This window comes from Ideonella sp. A 288 (assembly GCF_002198735.1).
GTDB lineage: Bacteria > Pseudomonadota > Gammaproteobacteria > Burkholderiales > Burkholderiaceae_C > Pseudaquabacterium.
In genome coordinates, this window is record NZ_MWLO01000125.1 from 81035 (window position 1) to 99751 (window position 18717).

The window sequence follows — 18717 nt, forward strand, 5'->3', positions numbered from 1 at the left end:
CCGTCGTGCCCGGCCGCCTGGTGCTGGTGCCGAATGGCCTGGACCTGGGCAGCGGCGAAGAGATCGACCTGACCGAGGTGCTGCCACGGGCCGTGCTGGCGCAGGCAGCGTCGATCGGGCACTGGGTGGTCGAAAACGCGAAGACGGCGCGCGCGTTCCTCAAGCGCGTCGACCGTCACGTGACGCTGGCGCAACCGCTGCAAGCCCTGGACATCCGTGAGTTGCCACGCCCCCGCAAGGGGGTGAGCACACCGGAGCCAGCCGATTTCGGCCGTCTGCTGGCGCCTGCGCTGGCGGGCCACGACGTGGGCCTGCTGTCCGAGGCCGGGCTGCCGGCCGTGGCCGACCCGGGCGCCCTGCTGGTGTCGGCAGCACATGGCCTGGGCCTGACGGTCATGCCCTTGTCGGGGCCGAGTTCGCTGCTGCTGGCATTGGCCGCCAGCGGTCTGAACGGCCAGAGCTTCGCCTTCGTCGGCTACCTGCCCGTGGAAGCAGGCGCGCGCGCCGCTCGGCTCCGTGAGCTCGAGTCCCTGTCACGTCGGCAAGGACAGACGCAGATCGCCATCGAGACGCCCTACAGGAACGCAACCCTGCTGGGCGCCCTGGTGGAGCACCTTCACCCGTCGACCCGCCTTTGCGTGGCCAGCGGGCTGACGCTCTCGGCGCAGCAATGCCAGACACGAACGGTCCAGGCCTGGCGCGCGATGCGCCACGAGATCGGAGATCGGGTGCCCGCGGTGTTCTTGTGGCTGGCGGGTTGAATCGAGGGCCACTTGGTCCCGAGCGCGGTGCCAGGCGATCGACCGTCTTCGCCGCTTACTGACTGCCGCCACCCAGCAGCGAAGCCACCTTGCGCTTCGTGCGGATGTTGCTGGACCGGCGGGGCACGGGCGGCGCCGCGGCAGGCATCTGGTCCCACGCCGGCCGATCGTCGGCGGCCGGCGCCTCGTAAGGCTTGTCGAAGAACGGGTCTCGGCTCGGGCCACGGGGTGCGGCATAGCGCGGCGCGTCGGTGCGTTCGCGGACCGGGGCCGGCGGTGCCGCGCGGTCGGCGGGCGCCGCGCGTTCGAATTCGTCGTCGCGGGGTCGGCGCGGCGGGCGGCGCGGACGGTCGTCCTCCAATTCCACCGGCTCGATCTCGATCTTGGTCTTGATCAGGCGCTCGATGTCGCCGACGAGGCGCACGTCGTCACGGTCGACCAGCGTGATGGCCAGGCCCGACGCGCCGGCACGACCGGTGCGGCCGATGCGGTGCACGTAGTCCTCGGCATTGAAGGGCACGTCGAAATTGAACACGGCCGGCAGGTCGGCAATGTCCAGGCCACGAGCGGCGACGTCGGTGGCCACCAGCAGGTCGACCTCCCCGCGCTTGAACGCGTCCAGCGACTTCAGGCGCTCGTCCTGCGACTTGTCGCCGTGCAGCGCCGCGGTCTTGAGGCCGTCGCGCTCGAACGAGCGCGCCAGTCGGGCCGCGCCGAGCTTGGAGTTGACGAAGATGATGGCCTGGCCAATGGAGCGGTCGCGCAGCATCTGCCGCACCGCCGCCCGCTTGTCGTCCTCTGCCACGCTGTAGAAGCGCTGCTCGACATTGGTGGCCGTGGCATTGGCCCGCGCCACCTCGACAGTGATGGGATCCTGCAGGTAGCTCTGGGCCAGGCGCCGGATCTCGGGCGAGAAGGTGGCCGAGAACAGCAGGGTCTGGCGCTGCTTGGGCAGGTAGGACAGGATGCGCTGCAAGTCGGGCAGGAAGCCGATGTCGAGCATGCGGTCGGCCTCGTCGAGCACCACATACTCGACCTGGTTGAGCACGCAGTTCTTGGCCTCGATGTGGTCCAGCAAGCGCCCGGGTGTGGCGATCAGCACCTCGACGCCCCGCTTGAGTTCAGCCGTCTGGGGCTTCATGTCGATGCCGCCGAAGACCACCGTGGAGCGCAATTGGGTGTGCTTGGCGTAGGTCTTGACGTTGTTGGCCACCTGGTCGGCCAGTTCGCGGGTGGGCGTGAGCACCAGGGCGCGCACCGGATGGCGCGCCGGCGACATGGATGCCGTCTCGTGCCGCATCATCTTTTGCAGCAAGGGCAGCGAAAACGCAGCGGTCTTGCCGGTACCGGTCTGGGCAGCGCCCATCACGTCGCGCCCGGCCAGCACCAGGGGGATCGCCTTGGCCTGGATCGGTGTCATCGAGGTGTAGCCGGAGTCGGTGACGGCCCGCAGCAACTTGGCGTCGAGCTCCAGCGTCTCGAACTTCAGCGGGGCTTCCGCAGTGGTGGTGGTTTCGGTCATTAACTCGGGATTATCCCCTACCTGTCACGAAACGCCCGACCAGGCTGTGGCTGGCTGTCGACAGGCCCCCACTACAATTTTGAGGTTTTCGGGGAGTTGCATGTCCGCGGGCAATCAGAAGATCCCGCCGAGGCTCCCCCGATCGTCTGGACCGCTTCACGCGCTCGACGAATTCCCGATCCGCCACGACCCACAGGATGCCACTCCACCGCCGGACATCGACCCTGCCGTGCCACGCGCTGCGAGGCCTGCGGCCGCTGGCCTCGCCATGAAGCTGCTGTTGCTGGGGCCCGACGGACAAGTGGGCTGGGAACTGCGCCGCGCGCTCGCCCCGTTGGGGGACCTGATCGTGCTAGGCCGAACGGTGCGATCCGGCGGCCTGTCGGGCAACCTTGCGGATCCCGCGGCACTGACCGCCACGCTGCGGGCACTTCGCCCAGACGTCGTGGTCAATGCGGCGGCCTACACCGCCGTCGACAAGGCCGAGAGCGACGTCGAAGCGGCCACCGCGGTCAATGCCGTGGCCCCTGGCGTGATCGCCCGCGAGCTGGCAACCTGGTCGGGGTGGCTGGTGCACTACTCCACAGACTACGTCTTCGACGGCAGCGGCACCGCCCCGCGCGACGAGCTCGCCGCGACCGGGCCGCTGGGGGTGTATGGACACACCAAGCTTGCCGGCGAAGAGGCCATCAGGTCCAGCGGCTGCCATCACCTGATCCTGAGAACGAGCTGGGTCCATGCTGCGCGCGGCGGCAATTTCGCCCGCACCATGCTGCGTCTGGCGGGCCAGCGCGACAGCCTGGGCGTCGTCGACGACCAGATCGGTGCACCGACGGGCGCCGATCTGCTGGCCGATGTGACGGCCCATGCGCTGCGCGCTGCATCGAACGCCACTGAGCTTTCGGGCACCTACCACGCCTGCGCCAGCGGCGCGGTGAGCTGGTGCGACTATGCCCGCCACGTCATCGCCTGGGGCCATCGCGCGGGATTGCCTTTGAAGGCCACAGCCGACAGTGTCAAGGGCATCCCGACAAGGGACTATCCCAGCCCGGCCACTCGACCCCTGAACTCCCGCCTCGACACCCGAAAGCTGTGCCGCAGTTTCGGTCTGACCTTGCCCGACTGGCGCCTCGGCGTCGACAGGATGCTCGACGAGGTGTTTCCCACATTGACTGCCATTCCCCCATGAAATTCCTCGCCACCTACCTGCCGGGCGTCGTGATCATCGAACCGGATGTGTTCAGCGACGATCGGGGCTGGTTCACCGAAAGCTTCAACCGCCGCCGCTTCGCCGAGGGCCTGGCGTCGCTGGGCGAATCGACACCGCGGGATTTCGTCCAGGACAATGAATCCGCCTCGAAACGCGGCGTGCTGCGCGGCCTGCACTACCAGTTGTCGCCTCACGCTCAAGGCAAGCTGGTGCGGGTGAGTCAAGGCGCCGTATTCGATGTGGCCGTTGATATCCGACGCCAATCGCCGACCTTTGGCCGCTGGCTGGGCGTCGAACTCAGTGCTGAGAACCGGCGTCAGCTGTGGATCCCGGAAGGCTTTGCCCACGGCTTCCTGGCGCTGAAGGATGACTCCCGCTTTCACTACAAGACCACCGACTACTACGCCAAGGACAGTGAGCGCGCCATCGTCTGGAACGACCCGCAGTTGGGCATCGCCTGGCCGGGCGGCCTGACGCCGCTGCTCGCCGACAAGGATGCCGGTGCGCCTGCCTTCGCCGCCGCCGACCTCTTCGATTGACCGCCTGCCACCTCCGGGAGACCCGCGTGACCACCCCATCGGCCTTCGAGACGACGCTGCAATCCCTGAGCGCGACACCGCGCACCTGGCTCGTGACCGGCGTCGCCGGATTCATCGGCAGCCACCTGCTGGAGACCCTGCTCGGCCTTGGCCAGAAGGTGGTCGGCCTCGACAACTTCGCCACCGGACACCGGCGCAACCTCGACGACGTTCGCGCCATCGTCGGCGATGAGGCCTGGTCACGCTTCCGTTTCATCAGCGGCGACATCCGCAACCCGGCCGATTGCCACGCCGCCTGCGCCAATGTCGACATCGTGCTGCACCAGGCCGCGCTGGGCTCGGTGCCCCGTTCGCTGGCCGACCCGGTGACCACCAACGACGTCAACATCGGCGGCTTCCTCAACATGGCCGTGGCCGCACGCGATGCCAAGGTGCAGCGCTTCGTCTATGCGGCCAGCAGTTCCACCTACGGCGATCATCCGGGCCTGCCGAAGGTCGAAGACATCATCGGCAACCCCTTGTCGCCCTACGCAGTCACCAAGTACGTCAATGAGTTGTATGCCGCGGTGTTCGCCCGCAGCTACGGGCTGGAAAGCGTCGGACTGCGCTATTTCAACGTCTTCGGCCCGCGGCAGGACCCCAACGGTGCCTATGCGGCCGTCATCCCGCGATGGGCGGCCTCGATGCTCACAGGTGAAACGGTGTACATCAACGGCGACGGCGAGACCAGTCGAGACTTCTGCTATGTGGCCAACGCCGTGCAGGCCAACCTGCTGGCAGGCACCACGACGTGTCCCGAAGCCATCGATCAGGTCTACAACGTGGCCGTCGGCGACCAAACCTCGCTGAATCAGATGCACGGCATGCTGTCGGCGGAACTGCAACGCTGCCGGCCGGGGTTGGCGGTGGGCACTCCCGAGTACCGCGATTTCCGGGCAGGCGACGTCCGCCATTCGAGGGCCGACATCGGCAAGGCGCGCGTGCGCCTGGGGTTTGCGCCCACCCACGACATCCGCGCTGGCATGGGACTGGTGGCGGATTGGTATGCCGCCCGGCACGCCGCATAGCCACTGGCAAGGCCCTGTCGCAGTCCTTTTGTGATAGCGATCACCCTCGCCAGGCGCCGGCGGCCCTATGCTCGCGACGCCCGATCGCCAAGATTGCTGCGGTGGCCGAAATCCAACGCCAAACGTAAGCCTTAGTCAGTTCATCTGCCGAATCAATGACTTGCGCAAACGCATCAGGGTTTGTGCGCAGAACGGTGGGCTAAACTCCAAGGCGTCATGGCATCGATACACGAAAGCAAGCGGGACACCGCCGTCGGCATCCGACGGACCCGCACCCACCGCGGCACCGTCGCGGAATTGCTCTCCCCCTGGGAGGAATTCCGGCAGGTCATCCCGCTGGTGTCCCTCAAGTCGCTGCTGCACCGCCCCAATCCGGCGATGCCGAAAGTGGCGGTGTTGATGTGCACGATGCAGGGTCAGCACTTTCTGGCCCAGCAGCTCAATTCCATCGCCACGCAGACGCACCCCAGTTGGGCCATCTGGGCCTCCGACGACGGCTCGGATGACCACACCCATGCCATCCTGGAGTATTACCAGTCGCACTGGGGCGAAGAGCGCATCTCCATCCACGACGGCCCGGCCGAAGGCTCGACCGCCAACTTCCTGTCGCTGACCTGTCGTGCCGACATCGATGCCGACTACTTCGCCTACGCCGACCAGGACGACATCTGGGAAGCCGACAAGCTCGAGCGCGCCGTGGCCTGGCTGCAGACCGTGCCGTCCGACCAACCCGCGTTGTACGGCTCGCGCACCCTGCTGGTCGATGCCCGGAACCAGCACCTGGGCTACTCGCCGCTGTTCGAAGAAGCACCGAGCTTCCGCAATTCGCTGGTGCAAAGCATCGCAGGCGGCAACACCATGGTCTTCAACCGCGCCGCTCGCGATCTGCTGCGCAGCGCCGGCGAAAGCATCGAGGCCATCACGCACGACTGGTGGGCCTACATGCTGGTGGCGGGCGTGGGAGGCTCGGTCCACTACGACCCCTACCCCACCGTGCGATACCGCCAGCACGCCAGCAACCAGTTCGGCGCCAACATCAATCCGGTGGCCCAGTACCACCGGGCGCGCCTGCTGCTGCAAGGGCGTTTCCGGGGCTGGATCGATGCCAACCTGCGTGCCCTCGAGCGCGTGCGCGACCGCATGACCCCCGAGAACCAGTTGGTGCTCGATGAGTTCATCGAAGCACGGCGGCGCTGGCTGGGCCCGCGCCTGGTCGGGCTGTGGCGCTCCGGGGTTCGCCGGCAAACGCTGCTGGGCAACATCGGCATCACGCTGGCGGCGCTCATCAACCGCCTCTGACGCGTCGAGCGCGACGACCGCTCCCATGGCGCCGTTGGCTCGCAGCACGGCCGCCGTCGTGGTGGTGTACCGCGCCTCCTCCGATCCGCGACCGCTGATCGCGCAACTTCAGTCCAGCGTCGGGCTCACCGTCGTCGTCGACAACTCGGCCACCGGACACCCGGCACTCGTTGATTTGCCTGCGAGCCCTTCACTGGTTCACCTGCACAACGCCAACCGAGGCGGCCTGGCGGGCGCCTACAACCGGGCTCTGGACGGGTTGGCCATGCACTCGTCTCCGCTCACCCACGTCGTCTTCCTCGACGAAGATTCCGACGCGTCGGGTCTGGGCCGTCTGCTGGCGGACACCGTGGTGGCTGACGCGCTTCAGTCGCCCACCACGGCGGCGGTGGCACCGGCCTACGTGGACCGCGCCACGGGACTGCGCGGCAAGTACATCGAACTTCAGCGCTGGCGCCTCAACTACCTGCCACGCGTGTTCCAGGGGCTGCGGCCTGTGGCCTTCGTGATCAACTCGATGTCGGTGTGGCGCCTGCACGCACTTCAGCGCATCGGCGCCTTCAACGAGGGCCTGGCCATCGACCATGTGGACACCGAGTACTGCCTGCGGGCGCGCCAGGCAGGCCTGCAGGTGCATGTGGACGGCAGCCACCAGTTCCTGCATTCGATCGGCGATCGCCGACGCTTCACCTTCCTGGGTCGCGAGATGCAGGCGGGCGGTCATTCGGCCGCACGCCGCTACCTGATCGGCCGCAACACCGCGTGGCTGGGCCGACGCTGGCTGTGGCGCGAGCCGGCCTTCGCCTTCCTGTGCCTGACGCGCCTGGGCTACGAGGCCGTGGGCATCGGCCTGGCCGAAGACGATCGGCTGCCCAAGCTCTGGGCACTGCTGCGCGGCGGGGTGGTCGGGCTGCTCAGCCCGCGGTTGCGATGAACCCGGATGCCGTGTGGCGCGGGGGCCGCGCGGCCGGTGCCATGGCCGCGGCGGCAGCGTGGGTGGTCTATTTGCCGCTGGGTTTGCAGTACCTGTGCCTCTTCGTCGGCGGTGCACTGGCAGCGCGCCAGCTCACCGCGTCCGGGCAATGGCACGAACTGGCCAGGTGGCCCCTCTTGCGCACGCTGCTGGCCCTGTGGCTGTTGCTGGCGGCTTCTGTCGCCTGGACCGACGCGCCGCGCGCCGATGTGGCCTCGCACCTGTGGCACTACGGCCGGCTGATGCTGGTGCCGGTGTTGGCCATGGCTTGCCCCCCCGCAGCGGCCGAACAGGGACTGCGACATTTCATCGTCGCCTCGGTGGTCGTGGCCCTGCTGACACTGGCCGAGAGTCTGCATGGCCTGCCCACCAGCCCGCTGTGGGCCAGCACCCTGGACGCCAACGGCAACCAGCGCATCGCCACCTCGCTGCTGATGGCCCTGGGCACGGCGCTGGCGCTGTGGCTGGCATCGGACACGGCTCGCCCCCCCCGGCAGCGGCTGGCCTGGCTGCTGGCGGCGGTCGTCGTGGCGCTGGGCCTGTCGCTGCAGGACCGCCGTACCGGCCTGGTGGTGCTGCCGGTGCTGCTGGCCGTGCTGGCCTTCGCGCGGCAGCGCTCGTGGTGGCGCCGCGGGCTGCTGGTGGGGGGCGTGATGTTGCTGGCCCTGCTGGCCTGGCAGGCTTCGGGCAGCGTGCGCGCGCGCTTCGACGAAGGGCTGACCGAACTGAAGAGTTACCGCTCCACCGGCGAGGTGGCCACCAGCTGGGGCATGCGGGTTCGCATGTTCGACCTGACACTGGACATGGTGCGCGAGAAGCCCGTGCTCGGCCACGGCATCGCCAGTTGGTTGAGCTTGTGGCGTGCCCGCGCGGGCGGCGGCGGTGCGCTGCTCGAAGCGCAGTTGACGCCGCACAACGAGTACCTGCTGGTCACCTCCCAGGTCGGCCTGATCGGGCTGGGGCTGTGGCTGGCGGTGCTCGGAGCCGGCGTGGCCCAGGGATGGCGGGCCGGCCGCGCGGGCCACGCGGCGCTGCTGACCTGGGTCGCCATCGCCACAGCCGGGCTCTTCAACGTGGTCGCTCGCGACGCCAAGTTCGCCCTGCCGCTGATGCTGCTGGCGGCATTGGCCATCGCCGCCAGCCGTTGTGCGCCTGCGCGCGATTGCCACGGGTAAACCCTGGAGGCTTTGACTTGCGTCAGACCTCGGTCGATTCCTACAATTGACCGTCCGGTCGGTCGAATTTGCGGTGGCCGGATCTCACAGGAGACCCCGCCCATGCCCGTCAAGCGCCCCGCCCCTGGTGACCTCGAGCCGATCGAGATCGCCAGCCGAGACGAGATCGAGGCGCTGCAACTGCAGCGCCTGAAGGCCACGCTGCAACTCGCCTACGACAAGGTGCCGCACTACAAGGCCTCGTTCGACGCCCAAGGCGTGCACCCGGCCGACCTGAAGACGCTGGCCGACCTGGCGAAGTTTCCCTTCACGACCAAGAAGGACCTGCGCGACAACTACCCCTTCGGCATGTTCGCCGTGCCACGGCAGCAGGTGGCGCGCATCCACGCCTCGTCGGGCACCACCGGCAAGCCGACCGTGGTCGGCTACACCCAGAACGACATCGACGTCTGGGCTCACCTGGTGGGCCGCTCGATCCGCGCGGCCGGCGGCCGCCCGGGCGACATCGTCCACGTGGCCTACGGCTACGGCCTGTTCACCGGGGGCCTGGGCGCGCACTACGGCGCCGAGCGAAACGGCTACACCGTGATCCCGATGTCGGGCGGCCAGACCGAGAAGCAGGTGCAGCTGATCCAGGACTTCCAGCCCGACATCATCATGGTCACCCCCAGCTACATGCAGGTGATCATCGAGGAGTTCGTGCGCCAGGGTCTGGACCCGGCTGCGTCTTCGCTGAAGGTCGGCATCTTCGGCGCCGAGCCCTGGACCGAGGCCATGCGCCAGGAGATAGAGGCCAAGGCCGGCCTCGACGCGGTCGACATCTACGGCCTGTCCGAGGTGATGGGCCCGGGCGTGGCCAATGAATGCATCGAATCGAAGGACGGCCCGGTGATCTGGGAAGACCACTTCATGGCCGAGATCATCGACCCCGATACCGGCGCCGTGCTGCCCCCCGGCAGCGAGGGCGAGCTCGTCTTCACCTCGCTCACCAAGGAGGCGCTGCCGATCATCCGCTACCGCACGCGCGACCTCACACGCCTGCTGCCGCCCACCTCGCGCAGCTTCCGCCGCATGGGCAAGATCGTCGGCCGCTCCGACGACATGCTGATCATCCGCGGCGTCAACATGTTCCCGACACAGGTCGAGGAGATCGTGCTGGCGCTGCCGCGGCTGTCGGGCCAGTACCAGATCGTCGTCACCCGCGAAGGCCCCCTCGACGAGGTGGAGGTGCGCTGTGAACTGCAGCCCGACGCGGCCGGCTCCACGCCGGCCGAGATCACCGCCGCGGCGCGCGAGGTGCAGCACCGCATCAAGACGCTGGTGGGCGTGTCCACCCGCGTGACCATCGGCGCGCCCGGCACGCTCGAGCGCACGCTCACCGGCAAGGCCCGGCGGGTGATCGACAGGCGCCCCAAGGGCACCTGACCGCCGCCCACCCCCTCAGGCCATTTCGACAAGGACCCCACCGCATGTACACCCAAGCCATGGACACCATGGGCCGCGACGAGCCCGATGGCGGCAAGAAGCTGCGCAGCGCCGAAGAGCTGCAGTTGCAGGAGCGCTTCGACGCGCGCATCGACGACGGCGGCTTCATAGAGGCCAAGGACTGGATGCCCGAGAACTACCGCAAGACCCTGGTGCGGCAGATCAGCCAGCATGCGCATTCCGAGATCGTCGGCATGCTGCCCGAAGGCAACTGGATCACCCGCGCGCCCACGCTCAAGCGCAAGGCCATCCTGCTGGCCAAGGTGCAAGATGAAGGCGGCCACGGCCTTTACCTGTATGCCGCCGCCGAGACCCTGGGCGTCAGCCGCGACCAGCTGCTCGACGCGCTGCACACCGGCAAGGCCAAGTACAGCTCGATCTTCAACTACCCCACGCTCACCTGGGCCGACATCGGCACCATCGGCTGGCTGGTCGATGGCGCGGCCATCATGAACCAGGTGCCGATCTGCCGCTGCAGCTACGCGCCCTATGCGCGGGCGATGATCCGCATCTGCCGCGAGGAGAGCTTCCACCAGCGCCAGGGCTACGACAGCCTGCTGGTGATGATGCGTGACGGCACCGACGCCCAGCGCGCGATGGTGCAGGATTCGGTGAACCGCTGGTGGTGGCCCTGCCTGATGATGTTCGGGCCGCCCGACGACCAGAGCCCCAACTCGGCGCAGGGCATGCGCTGGGGCATCAAGCGGGTGTCCAACGACACGCTACGCCAGAAGTTCGTCGACGCCACCGTCGAGCAGGCCAAGGTGCTGGGCGTCGCCCTGCCCGACCCCGACCTGAAGTGGAACGAGGCCCGCGGCCACTGGGATTTCGGTGCCATCGACTGGGCCGAGTTCTGGCGCGTCGTCGGCGGCGAGGGCCCCGTCAACCGCGAGCGCCTGGCCGCCCGCGTCAAGGCCTGGGACGACGGCGCCTGGGTGCGCGAAGCCGCCCTCGACCACGCCCGCAAGCAACACCCCAAGGAGCAAGCCGCATGAGCACCGCTGCCGACACAACAAAGAGCAACACCCAAACCGAATGGCCGCTGTGGGAGATCTTCGTCCGCAGCAAGGCCGGCCTGGACCACAAGCACTGCGGCAGCCTGCACGCCGCCGACGCCAAGATGGCGGTGCAGCTGGCCCGCGAGGTGTACACCCGGCGCCAGGAGGGCGTGAGCCTGTGGGTGGTGCGTTCCGACCACATCACCGCCAGCGACCCCGGCGACAAGGACATGTTCTTCGACCCGATGGAAGACAAGGTCTACCGCCACCCCACCTTCTACGAGTTGCCCGATTCGGTCAACCACATGTGAGGCCGGCATGACCGCATCGATTGCCACCCGCCACGACCCCGCCACCCAGTACGTGCTGCGCCTGGGCGACGCCTGCCTCATCCTGGGCCAACGCCTGGGCGAATGGTGCGGGCACGCGCCCATCCTCGAAGAGGACATCGCGCTGACCAACATGGCGCTCGACCTGATCGGCCAGTCGCGGGCGCTGCTCACCCTGGCCGGCCAGATGAACGTGCGCGCCGGCGGCGACCCGCTCGACGAAGACCAGCTGGCCTTCCTGCGCGAGGAGCGCGACTACGTGAACCCCACGCTGGTCGAGCTGCCGCGCGGCGACTTCGCCTTCACCGTGCTGCGCAACGCCATGGTGGCCACCTGGCTCGAACTCACCTGGCGGCACCTGGCCACGTCCACCGAACCCGAGCTGGCGGCCATCGCCGGCAAGGCCGTGAAGGAGGCGCGCTACCACCGCGAGCACGCGTCCGACTGGGTGCAGCGCCTGGGCGGCGGCACCGACGAATCGGCCCGGCGCCTGCGAGACGCGCTGGACGCGCTGTGGCGCTACACGCCCGAGCTCTTCACCGACGACGCCGTCGACGAGGCCGCAGCCGCCAGCGGCCTGGGCCCGCGCGCGTCGGCGCTGCGCGAGGCCTGGCAGGCCGAGATGACGGCGCTGCTGGACGACGCCGGCCTGCAGCCGCCCGCCGCCACGGCCTTCGTCAGCCGCGGACGCCAGGGCCAGCACACCGAGCACATGGGCCACCTGCTGACCCAGTTGCAGTACCTGCAGCGCGCCTACCCCGGCGGTGCCTGGTGATCCACGACCTGCGCCCGGCCGACGGCTCGCCGGGTTCGCCCGATGCGGCGCCCGACACCGCGGCAGACACCCGCTGCGCGCGCGCCTGGGCGGTGCTCGCCGACGTGCTCGACCCCGAGGTGCCGGCGCTGTCGGTGCGAGACCTGGGCATCGTGCGCGACGTGCAGACATCGGCCGACGGCCTGTCGCTGGAGATCGTGCTGACGCCCACCTACTCGGGCTGCCCGGCCACCGAGGTGATCGAGCGCAGCGTGCTCGACGCGATCGAGGCCGCCGGCCTGGGCCCGGCCACGGTGCGCCTGCAGCGCTCGCCCGCCTGGACCACCGACTGGATCAGCGACGACGGCCGCCGCAAGCTGCGCGCCTACGGCATCGCGCCGCCCGGTCGTTGCGGCACGGTCACCGAATCGCCGATCCGGCTGGTGCGCCGACAGGCCGTCGACTCACCCAACTGCCCGCGCTGCGACAGCCCGCGCACCGAGCGCCTGTCGGCCTTCGGCTCCACCGCCTGCAAGTCGCTGTGGCGCTGCCTGGCCTGCCGCGAGCCGTTCGAGCACTTCAAACCCATCTGAACACCATGCAGACTTCCACAATGCAATCAGTCGCGCGGGCCGAGCGCCGGGCCGCTCCCAAGCCGGCCCGCATCCCCTCGGGGGATCGGCCGATGGTCACATCGGACGAGGGGTCGGCATGAGCACACTCTTCCACCCGCTGAAGGTCCGCCGCATCGAGCCCGACACCAACGAGGCGGTCATCGTGTCCTTCGACATCCCGCCCGAACTGCGCGAGACCTTCGGCTTCACCCAGGGCCAGTACCTCACGTTGCGCGCCACGGTCGACGGCCAGGACGTGCGGCGCTCCTACTCGATCTGCGCCGGCGTGGACGATGCCGAGCTGCGCGTGGGCGTGCGGCGCGTCAAGGACGGCCTGTTCTCGAACTGGATCAACACCCAGCTGAAGGCCGGCGACAGCGTGCAGGTGATGGCGCCGCAGGGCCGCTTCTATGTGCCGCTCGACCCCGCCGCGCGCCGCCACCACGTGGGCCTGGCCGGCGGCAGCGGCATCACGCCGATCCTGTCGATCATGAAGACGGTGCTGGCGCGCGAGCCGCTGTCGCGCTTCACGCTGATCTACGGCAATCGCTCGCCGCAGTCCACGATGTTCAAGGAAGAACTCGAGGACCTGAAGAACCGCTACCTCAGCCGGCTGGTGCTGCACTACGTGTTCTCCGACGAGTCCACCGACCTGCCGCTGCACCATGGCCTGATGAACCGCGACAAGGTCGCCGAGTTCCTGGCCGCGGTGCTGCCCGCCGACGGCATCGCCCACGCCTACATCTGCGGCCCCTACCAGATGAACGACGAGGCCGAGGCCGCGCTGCGCGCCGCCGGCGTGCCGGAAGACCGCCTCCACATCGAGCGCTTCGGCGTGGCCCAGGCGCCGGGCGGTGCGGCCGGCGCGGTGGTGCACGAGGCCAAGCCCGGCGATGCCGAGGCCGCCACCGTGGTGATCATCCGCGACGGCGTCAAGCGCGAACTGCTCTTCCGCAAGGACCAGCCCAGCATCCTCGACGCCGCTTCGGCCGCCGGGCTGGAGGTGCCGTTCTCGTGCACGTCTGGCGTGTGCGGCACCTGCCGCTGCAAGCTGGTCGAGGGCCGGGTGCGCATGGACCGCAACTTTGCGCTCGACAAGGCCGAAGTGGACGGTGGCTACGTGCTCGCCTGCCAGTCGCACCCGCTGACCGACCGCGTGGTGCTGTCCTTCGACGACCGCTGACACGTCGGCGCCGACAGCACCAGGCCGACACCCGATGGCCCGCGGACGCGCCCCCGGCTACGACGACCAGCGGCAGGACATCCTGCGGCACGCGGCGCATCTGTTCGCGCGGCGCGGCTACGCCAGCACGTCGATGAACCAGGTCGCCGAGGCAGCCGGCTTGTCCAAGGCCTCGCTGTACCACTACTACCGCGACAAGTACGCGTTGCTGGTGAGCATCGCCGAGGGCCATGTGGCCGCGCTCGAGGCCATGGTGGCCGAGGTCGAGGCCGCCGGCACGCCGCCGGCCGAGCGCATGCGCGAGCTCATCCTCCGCATCATCGGCGAATATGCCGGCGCCCAGGACGACCACCGCGTGCTCACCGAGGACGTGCGCTTCCTCGAGCCTGATGACCGCGAGCGCATCCTCGGGCACGAGCGGCGTGTCGTCGAGGCCTTTGCCCGCACCATCGCCGCCTGGCAGCCCGCGCACGCCGAGGCCGGCCTGGCCAAGCCGCTGACCATGCTGCTGTTCGGCATGATCAACTGGATGTTCACCTGGCTTAAGCCCGACGGCGGCCTGACACACGAGCGCATGGCACCGATCGTGGCCGACCTGTTCTTCGGTGGCGTGCCCGCCGTGGTGCCGCCACCCCGGCCGGTGCGTGGTCGGCCGCGCGCCAAGGCCAGGGCCGGCGTCGGCACTGCCGACAAGGCCGCCGACAGCGCCGACCCCTGCGTGGTGTCCGGCAACTGACCGCTCCGGGCGAGCCGCCCTTTCCGCTTTCCCCAACACCTCTGCAGACACGATGACCCCCACCCTCCAAAGCTACATCGCCGGCCGCTGGATCGGTCGCGAGCCGGCCCAGTCGCTGCGCAGCGCCGTCAATGGCCGGCCCGTGGCCGCCACGCACGCCGAGGCCATCGACTTCGGCGAGGCGCTGCACCACGCCCGCACGGTGGGCCTGCCGGCTCTGATGGCGCTCGACTTCCAGGAGCGGGCCCAACGCCTGAAGGCACTGGCCAAATACCTCACCGAGCGGAAGGAGGCGCTGTACGCCGTGTCGGCGCACACCGGCGCCACCCGCGCCGATGGCTGGATCGACATCGAGGGCGGCTCGGGCACCCTGTTCGCCTACGCCGGCATCGGCAGCAACGAACTCCCGTCGGGCAACGTGCTGCACGAGGGCCCGGCGATGCCGCTGGGCAAGAAGGGCGGCTTCGCCGGCACGCACATCCTGGTGCCGCGCGGCGGCGTGGCAGTGCACATCAACGCCTTCAACTTCCCCATCTGGGGCCTGCTGGAGAAGTTCGCCCCCAGCTTCCTGGCCGGCATGCCCTGCATCGGCAAGCCCGCCAGTGCCACCAGCTACCTCACCGAGGCGGCGATGCGGCTGATCGTCGAATCGGGCCTGGTGCCCGAGGGGGCGCTGCAACTGGTGATCGGCGGCACCGGTGACCTGCTCGACCGGCTGGACGGTGCCGACATGGTCACCTTCACCGGCTCGGCCGACACCGCCGCCCGGCTGCGCGTGCACCCGAACCTGGTGCGCCAGTCGGTGCCCTTCAATGCCGAGGCCGATTCGCTGAATTGCGCCATCCTGGCCGATGACGTGGACCCCGGCGACGAGGAGTTCGAGCTGTTCGTCAAGGAGGTGGCGCGCGAGATGACCGTCAAGGCCGGTCAGAAGTGCACCGCCATCCGGCGCGCCATCGTGCCGCGCCGGCACCTGGGCGCGGTGGCGGCGGCACTGAAGGCGCGGCTGACCAAGACCGTCGTCGGCGACCCGGCCGTCGACGGCGTGCGCATGGGCGCGCTGGCTTCGCACGCGCAATTGGCCGACGTGGCCGAGCGCGTGGCGCAGTTGCGCCAGGGCACCGAACTGGTCTGCGGCGGCGGCGAGGGCTTCGCGCCACTGGGCGAGGGCACGGCCGACGGCGCCTTCTTCGCGCCGACGCTGCTGTGCTGCCACCGGCCGCTGGCCACCGACGCGGTGCACGACCTCGAGGCCTTCGGCCCGGTCAGCACGCTGATGCCCTACGACGGCCTGGACGAAGCGCTGGCATTGGCCAGGCGCGGCAAGGGCAGTCTGGTCGGCACCCTGGTCACCAAGAGCCCGGCCATCGCCGCCCAGGCCATCCCCAGGCTGGCCGCCTGGCACGGCCGCTTCCTGGTGCTGGACCGCGAGGCCGCGGCCGAATCCACCGGCCACGGCTCGCCGCTGCCGGTGCTCAAGCACGGCGGACCGGGCCGTGCCGGTGGCGGCGAAGAACTGGGCGGCATCCGCGCCGTCAAGCACTACCTGCAGCGCACCGCAGTGCAGGGGTCACCCACCATGCTGGCCGCCGTCACCGGCGAGCATGTGCGGGGCGCGCGGCTGGTCGAGACCGAGGTCCACCCGTTCAGGCGCTACTTCGAGGACCTGCAGATCGGCGAGAGCCTGCTCACCCACCGCCGCACCGTGGGCGAGGCGGACCTCGTGGCCTTCGGCGGCATCTCGGGCGACTACTTCTACATGCACTTCGACGAGATCGCCGCCAAGGAATCCCCCTTCGGCAAGCGCATCGCGCACGGCTACTTCGTGCTGTCGGCGGCCGCCGGCCTGTTCGTCAGCCCGGCGCCGGGGCCGGTGCTGGCCAACTACGGCCTGGACACGCTGCGCTTCGTCAAGCCCGTAGGCATCGGCGACACCATCCGGGCGCGGCTCACCGCCAAGCGCAAGACCGACCGCCACAAGCGCGACGACAAGGGCGTGGGCCAGGGCGTCGTGGCCTGGGACGTGGAGGTGACCAACCAGCACGGCGAACTGGTGGCCAGCTACGACATCCTCACGCTGGTGGCCAAGCGCGGCTGACGGGACGATCGTGCCGGGCGTTCAGAACCCGGCGTCGGCCGCCAGCGGCAGCCACTGCAGCAGCGTGCCCAGGTCGGCGAGCTGGTCACCCCAGGCCGGCCCCAATGCAACCAACCGCCCGCCCCGGCTGCCCAGGTAGCTGCGGGTGGACGCGTAGTAACGGTAGTAGTAGCCCTGCGCCGAGCCGCTGGTGGCGTGCCCCGAAAAGTAGGTCGGGAACATGCGCTCGGCGTAGTTGAACAGCCGGTCCGACACGGAATCGACACTGGCGAAGGCGCCGATCGTGTCCGCCGCAGTGCGCGGCGCGCCCAGGCGGTCCTCGGCCGCCTGCAGGGCCTGCGCGATCGCCCGTCCGTGCAGCGGGCCGCCGATGCGCGGCAATGCCAGCGCGGCCAGGCTGCCGGCCAGAGCGCCGGTGCTGCGCGCGTCGACCACGCCACCGACGATCGGCGAGGCGCCCAGGCCGGCCACCGGCAGGCTCGACGCCGGGCCTTCGGGCAGCACGCTGCAGCCGGCCTCCGGCAGCGCATGGCCGCCGTTCCACCAGTGGTTGCCGTTCATCGACATTGCCGCCTGGCCGCCGACGATGTTCAGCGGGCACGGCACCACGTCGCTGCCGACGCGGCCGAAGTGCCCCGCCTCCGAGGTGACGAGGTTGTTCGCCAACACCAGGTTGCGGCTGGCCAGCACCCGGTTGACCGGTGCCGGCGCGGCCGCCCCCACGCCCCAGCACGGGTCGACGGTGACATGGTCCTGCAGCGCCTCGTCCCAGGCCTGGCAATCGCTGCCCGCGCCATCGGCCGCGCCCAGCACACGACTGTCGTGCACGCGGATCGCGTCGCCGCCGGTCACCGAGGCCCCGTCCATCGGCGGCCGATAGCCCGCGGTGAAGACGATGCTGTTGCCGACCGCGCTGCAGTCCTGGCAGCCCGAGAACTCCAGCGCCGCTTCGCGGGCGTCGACGATCAGGTTGTTGCGGGCCACGGTGCGCAGGGCCTCGTAGTCCCAGCGGCCGTCGAGCGAGAAGTAGTAGGTGGCATCCGTCTCCTCGCCGCCGAGTTCGACCCGCCGCACGCGATAGAAGGTGTTGGCCTCGTAGAGCACGTCGACCGATCCGCCCTTGGCCTCGATGCCCAGGCCGCCGCCCGTCTGCAGCACGGTGTTGCGGCAGAAGGCCGCGCGGTGCACGCCGACGTTGTCGATGCCGTGCCGCGAGGTCTGGCTGACCCGGCTGTCCAGCACCCACAGGTCCTGCACCTGGTTGAACTTCATGCCGTCCATGCCGGCGCTCTCGCTGGTCTCGGCGTCGCGCTCGGCCGGGTCGAACAGGTTTTGAACCGTCACGTGCCGGATCAGCACATGGTGCGATGCCTCGTGCCGGCCATAGACCGACAGGTCCAGGCTGCCGTCCCCGCGGCGCGCGCTGCGCGTGGCCTCGCGCGCCGTGCCGGCAACGTGGACGCCTGCAGCGGCCTGCAGCGGCTGCGGGTCGGCGTGCCGACGGCCGTCCCAGGTGCCCACCAGCGCCGGCCCGATGGTCAGCCCCTCGATGGCCAGGTACGACACGCCAAGCAGGTTGAGCCCGTGCCCCAGCACCGTGGCGTCGGGCCGGCCATCGGTGGCCATCAGCCACACCGGGTTGGACGGGCCGCGGCGCAGGCGCTGGGCGAAGATCTCGCTGCCCAGGTTGTCGGCATAGGTGCCCGGCGCCAGCCGGATGCGCACCGGCCGGTCGGGGTGCTGCTGCGCCGCACGCAGCGCATCGCGAACGCCCGAGGTGCCCTGCGCGGGAACCAGATCGATGTCGACCCAGGCATCGGCGGGCACGCCGTCGGTGAACGGCCGTTCGTTGCAGGTGGCCGCCGGCACCGCGGTGGCCGACAGGGCGATCGCCAAGGCCAGGACAAGGGTGTGCGACAGTCGCATGGGCAAGATCCTCGGCCCAGGTGCAGGCCCTCCGCGGCATGGTGACAC

The 18717-nt window shown here is 69.6% G+C and carries 17 protein-coding genes; 15 read left to right on the forward strand and 2 right to left on the reverse strand.

The features are described from left to right. Positions 1 to 5: 5 nt before the first annotated feature. Positions 6 to 761: an SAM-dependent methyltransferase gene (locus EOINJALH_RS15755; protein ID WP_088281730.1), complete on the forward strand. Its 756-nt coding sequence runs from the start codon at positions 6 to 8 to the stop codon at positions 759 to 761. A gap of 55 nt (positions 762 to 816) precedes the next feature. On the opposite strand, the gene EOINJALH_RS15760 is transcribed toward EOINJALH_RS15755, so the two are convergent. Further along, complete coding sequence (locus EOINJALH_RS15760) at positions 817 to 2283, reverse strand: DEAD/DEAH box helicase (protein WP_088281690.1); 1467 nt, start codon at positions 2281 to 2283, stop codon at positions 817 to 819. A 268-nt stretch (positions 2284 to 2551) separates the two neighbouring features. Here EOINJALH_RS15760 and rfbD point away from each other — a divergent pair, with 268 nt between their 5' ends. From rfbD to paaZ, 14 genes are all read left to right on the forward strand, one after another. Next, positions 2552 to 3472 carry a dTDP-4-dehydrorhamnose reductase gene (gene rfbD, locus EOINJALH_RS15765; protein ID WP_088281692.1) on the forward strand — a complete coding sequence of 307 codons (921 nt, stop codon included), beginning with the start codon at positions 2552 to 2554 and terminating at the stop codon, positions 3470 to 3472. Beyond that, on the forward strand, positions 3469 to 4032 hold the full coding sequence (gene rfbC, locus EOINJALH_RS15770; protein ID WP_088281694.1) for a dTDP-4-dehydrorhamnose 3,5-epimerase: 564 nt from the start codon (positions 3469 to 3471) through the stop codon (positions 4030 to 4032). Before rfbD ends, rfbC begins: the two co-directional genes overlap by 4 nt. Positions 4033 to 4058: 26 nt before the next feature. Beyond that, positions 4059 to 5099: an NAD-dependent epimerase/dehydratase family protein gene (locus EOINJALH_RS15775; RefSeq protein WP_234413868.1), complete on the forward strand. Its 1041-nt coding sequence runs from the start codon at positions 4059 to 4061 to the stop codon at positions 5097 to 5099. A 339-nt stretch (positions 5100 to 5438) separates the two neighbouring features. Continuing rightward, positions 5439 to 6398: a glycosyltransferase family 2 protein gene (locus EOINJALH_RS15780; protein WP_234413869.1), complete on the forward strand. Its 960-nt coding sequence runs from the start codon at positions 5439 to 5441 to the stop codon at positions 6396 to 6398. A gap of 25 nt (positions 6399 to 6423) precedes the next feature. Further along, positions 6424 to 7332 (forward strand): hypothetical protein, encoded by a 909-nt coding sequence (locus EOINJALH_RS15785; protein WP_088281696.1) that lies wholly within the window; start codon positions 6424 to 6426, stop codon positions 7330 to 7332. Then, positions 7329 to 8546, forward strand: a complete 1218-nt coding sequence (locus EOINJALH_RS15790; RefSeq protein ID WP_088281698.1) for an O-antigen ligase — start codon at positions 7329 to 7331, stop codon at positions 8544 to 8546. The genes EOINJALH_RS15785 and EOINJALH_RS15790 overlap by 4 nt, the downstream gene beginning before the upstream one ends. Before the next feature lie 102 nt (positions 8547 to 8648). Continuing rightward, on the forward strand, positions 8649 to 9971 hold the full coding sequence (paaK, locus tag EOINJALH_RS15795) for a phenylacetate--CoA ligase PaaK (RefSeq protein ID WP_088281700.1): 1323 nt from the start codon (positions 8649 to 8651) through the stop codon (positions 9969 to 9971). Positions 9972 to 10015: 44 nt separating this feature from the next. Next, complete coding sequence (gene paaA / locus EOINJALH_RS15800) at positions 10016 to 11026, forward strand: 1,2-phenylacetyl-CoA epoxidase subunit PaaA (RefSeq protein WP_088281702.1); 1011 nt, start codon at positions 10016 to 10018, stop codon at positions 11024 to 11026. After that, entirely contained in the window at positions 11023 to 11340 is a 318-nt protein-coding gene (paaB, locus tag EOINJALH_RS15805; RefSeq protein WP_088281704.1) for a 1,2-phenylacetyl-CoA epoxidase subunit PaaB, read from the forward strand. Before paaA ends, paaB begins: the two co-directional genes overlap by 4 nt. 7 nt (positions 11341 to 11347) lie before the next feature. Further along, the gene (paaC, locus tag EOINJALH_RS32780) at positions 11348 to 12133 is read left to right on the forward strand and encodes a 1,2-phenylacetyl-CoA epoxidase subunit PaaC (protein ID WP_234413870.1); all 786 of its coding nucleotides are present in this window, start codon (positions 11348 to 11350) and stop codon (positions 12131 to 12133) included. Then, positions 12133 to 12705, forward strand: coding sequence for a 1,2-phenylacetyl-CoA epoxidase subunit PaaD (gene paaD / locus EOINJALH_RS32785; RefSeq protein WP_404872766.1), 573 nt, complete (start codon positions 12133 to 12135; stop codon positions 12703 to 12705). Before paaC ends, paaD begins: the two co-directional genes overlap by 1 nt. 118 nt (positions 12706 to 12823) lie before the next feature. Next, entirely contained in the window at positions 12824 to 13909 is a 1086-nt protein-coding gene (paaE, locus tag EOINJALH_RS15815; RefSeq protein WP_088281706.1) for a 1,2-phenylacetyl-CoA epoxidase subunit PaaE, read from the forward strand. Between the two features lie 34 nt (positions 13910 to 13943). Continuing rightward, on the forward strand, positions 13944 to 14645 hold the full coding sequence (locus EOINJALH_RS15820) for a TetR/AcrR family transcriptional regulator (protein WP_088281708.1): 702 nt from the start codon (positions 13944 to 13946) through the stop codon (positions 14643 to 14645). A 52-nt stretch (positions 14646 to 14697) separates the two neighbouring features. Continuing rightward, positions 14698 to 16743 (forward strand): phenylacetic acid degradation bifunctional protein PaaZ, encoded by a 2046-nt coding sequence (gene paaZ / locus EOINJALH_RS15825; protein ID WP_088281710.1) that lies wholly within the window; start codon positions 14698 to 14700, stop codon positions 16741 to 16743. A gap of 21 nt (positions 16744 to 16764) precedes the next feature. On the opposite strand, the gene EOINJALH_RS15830 is transcribed toward paaZ, so the two are convergent. Beyond that, a complete protein-coding gene (locus EOINJALH_RS15830; protein ID WP_088281712.1) occupies positions 16765 to 18669 on the reverse strand; it encodes a hypothetical protein in 1905 nt (634 codons plus the stop codon). Between the last annotated feature and the right edge of the window lie 48 nt (positions 18670 to 18717).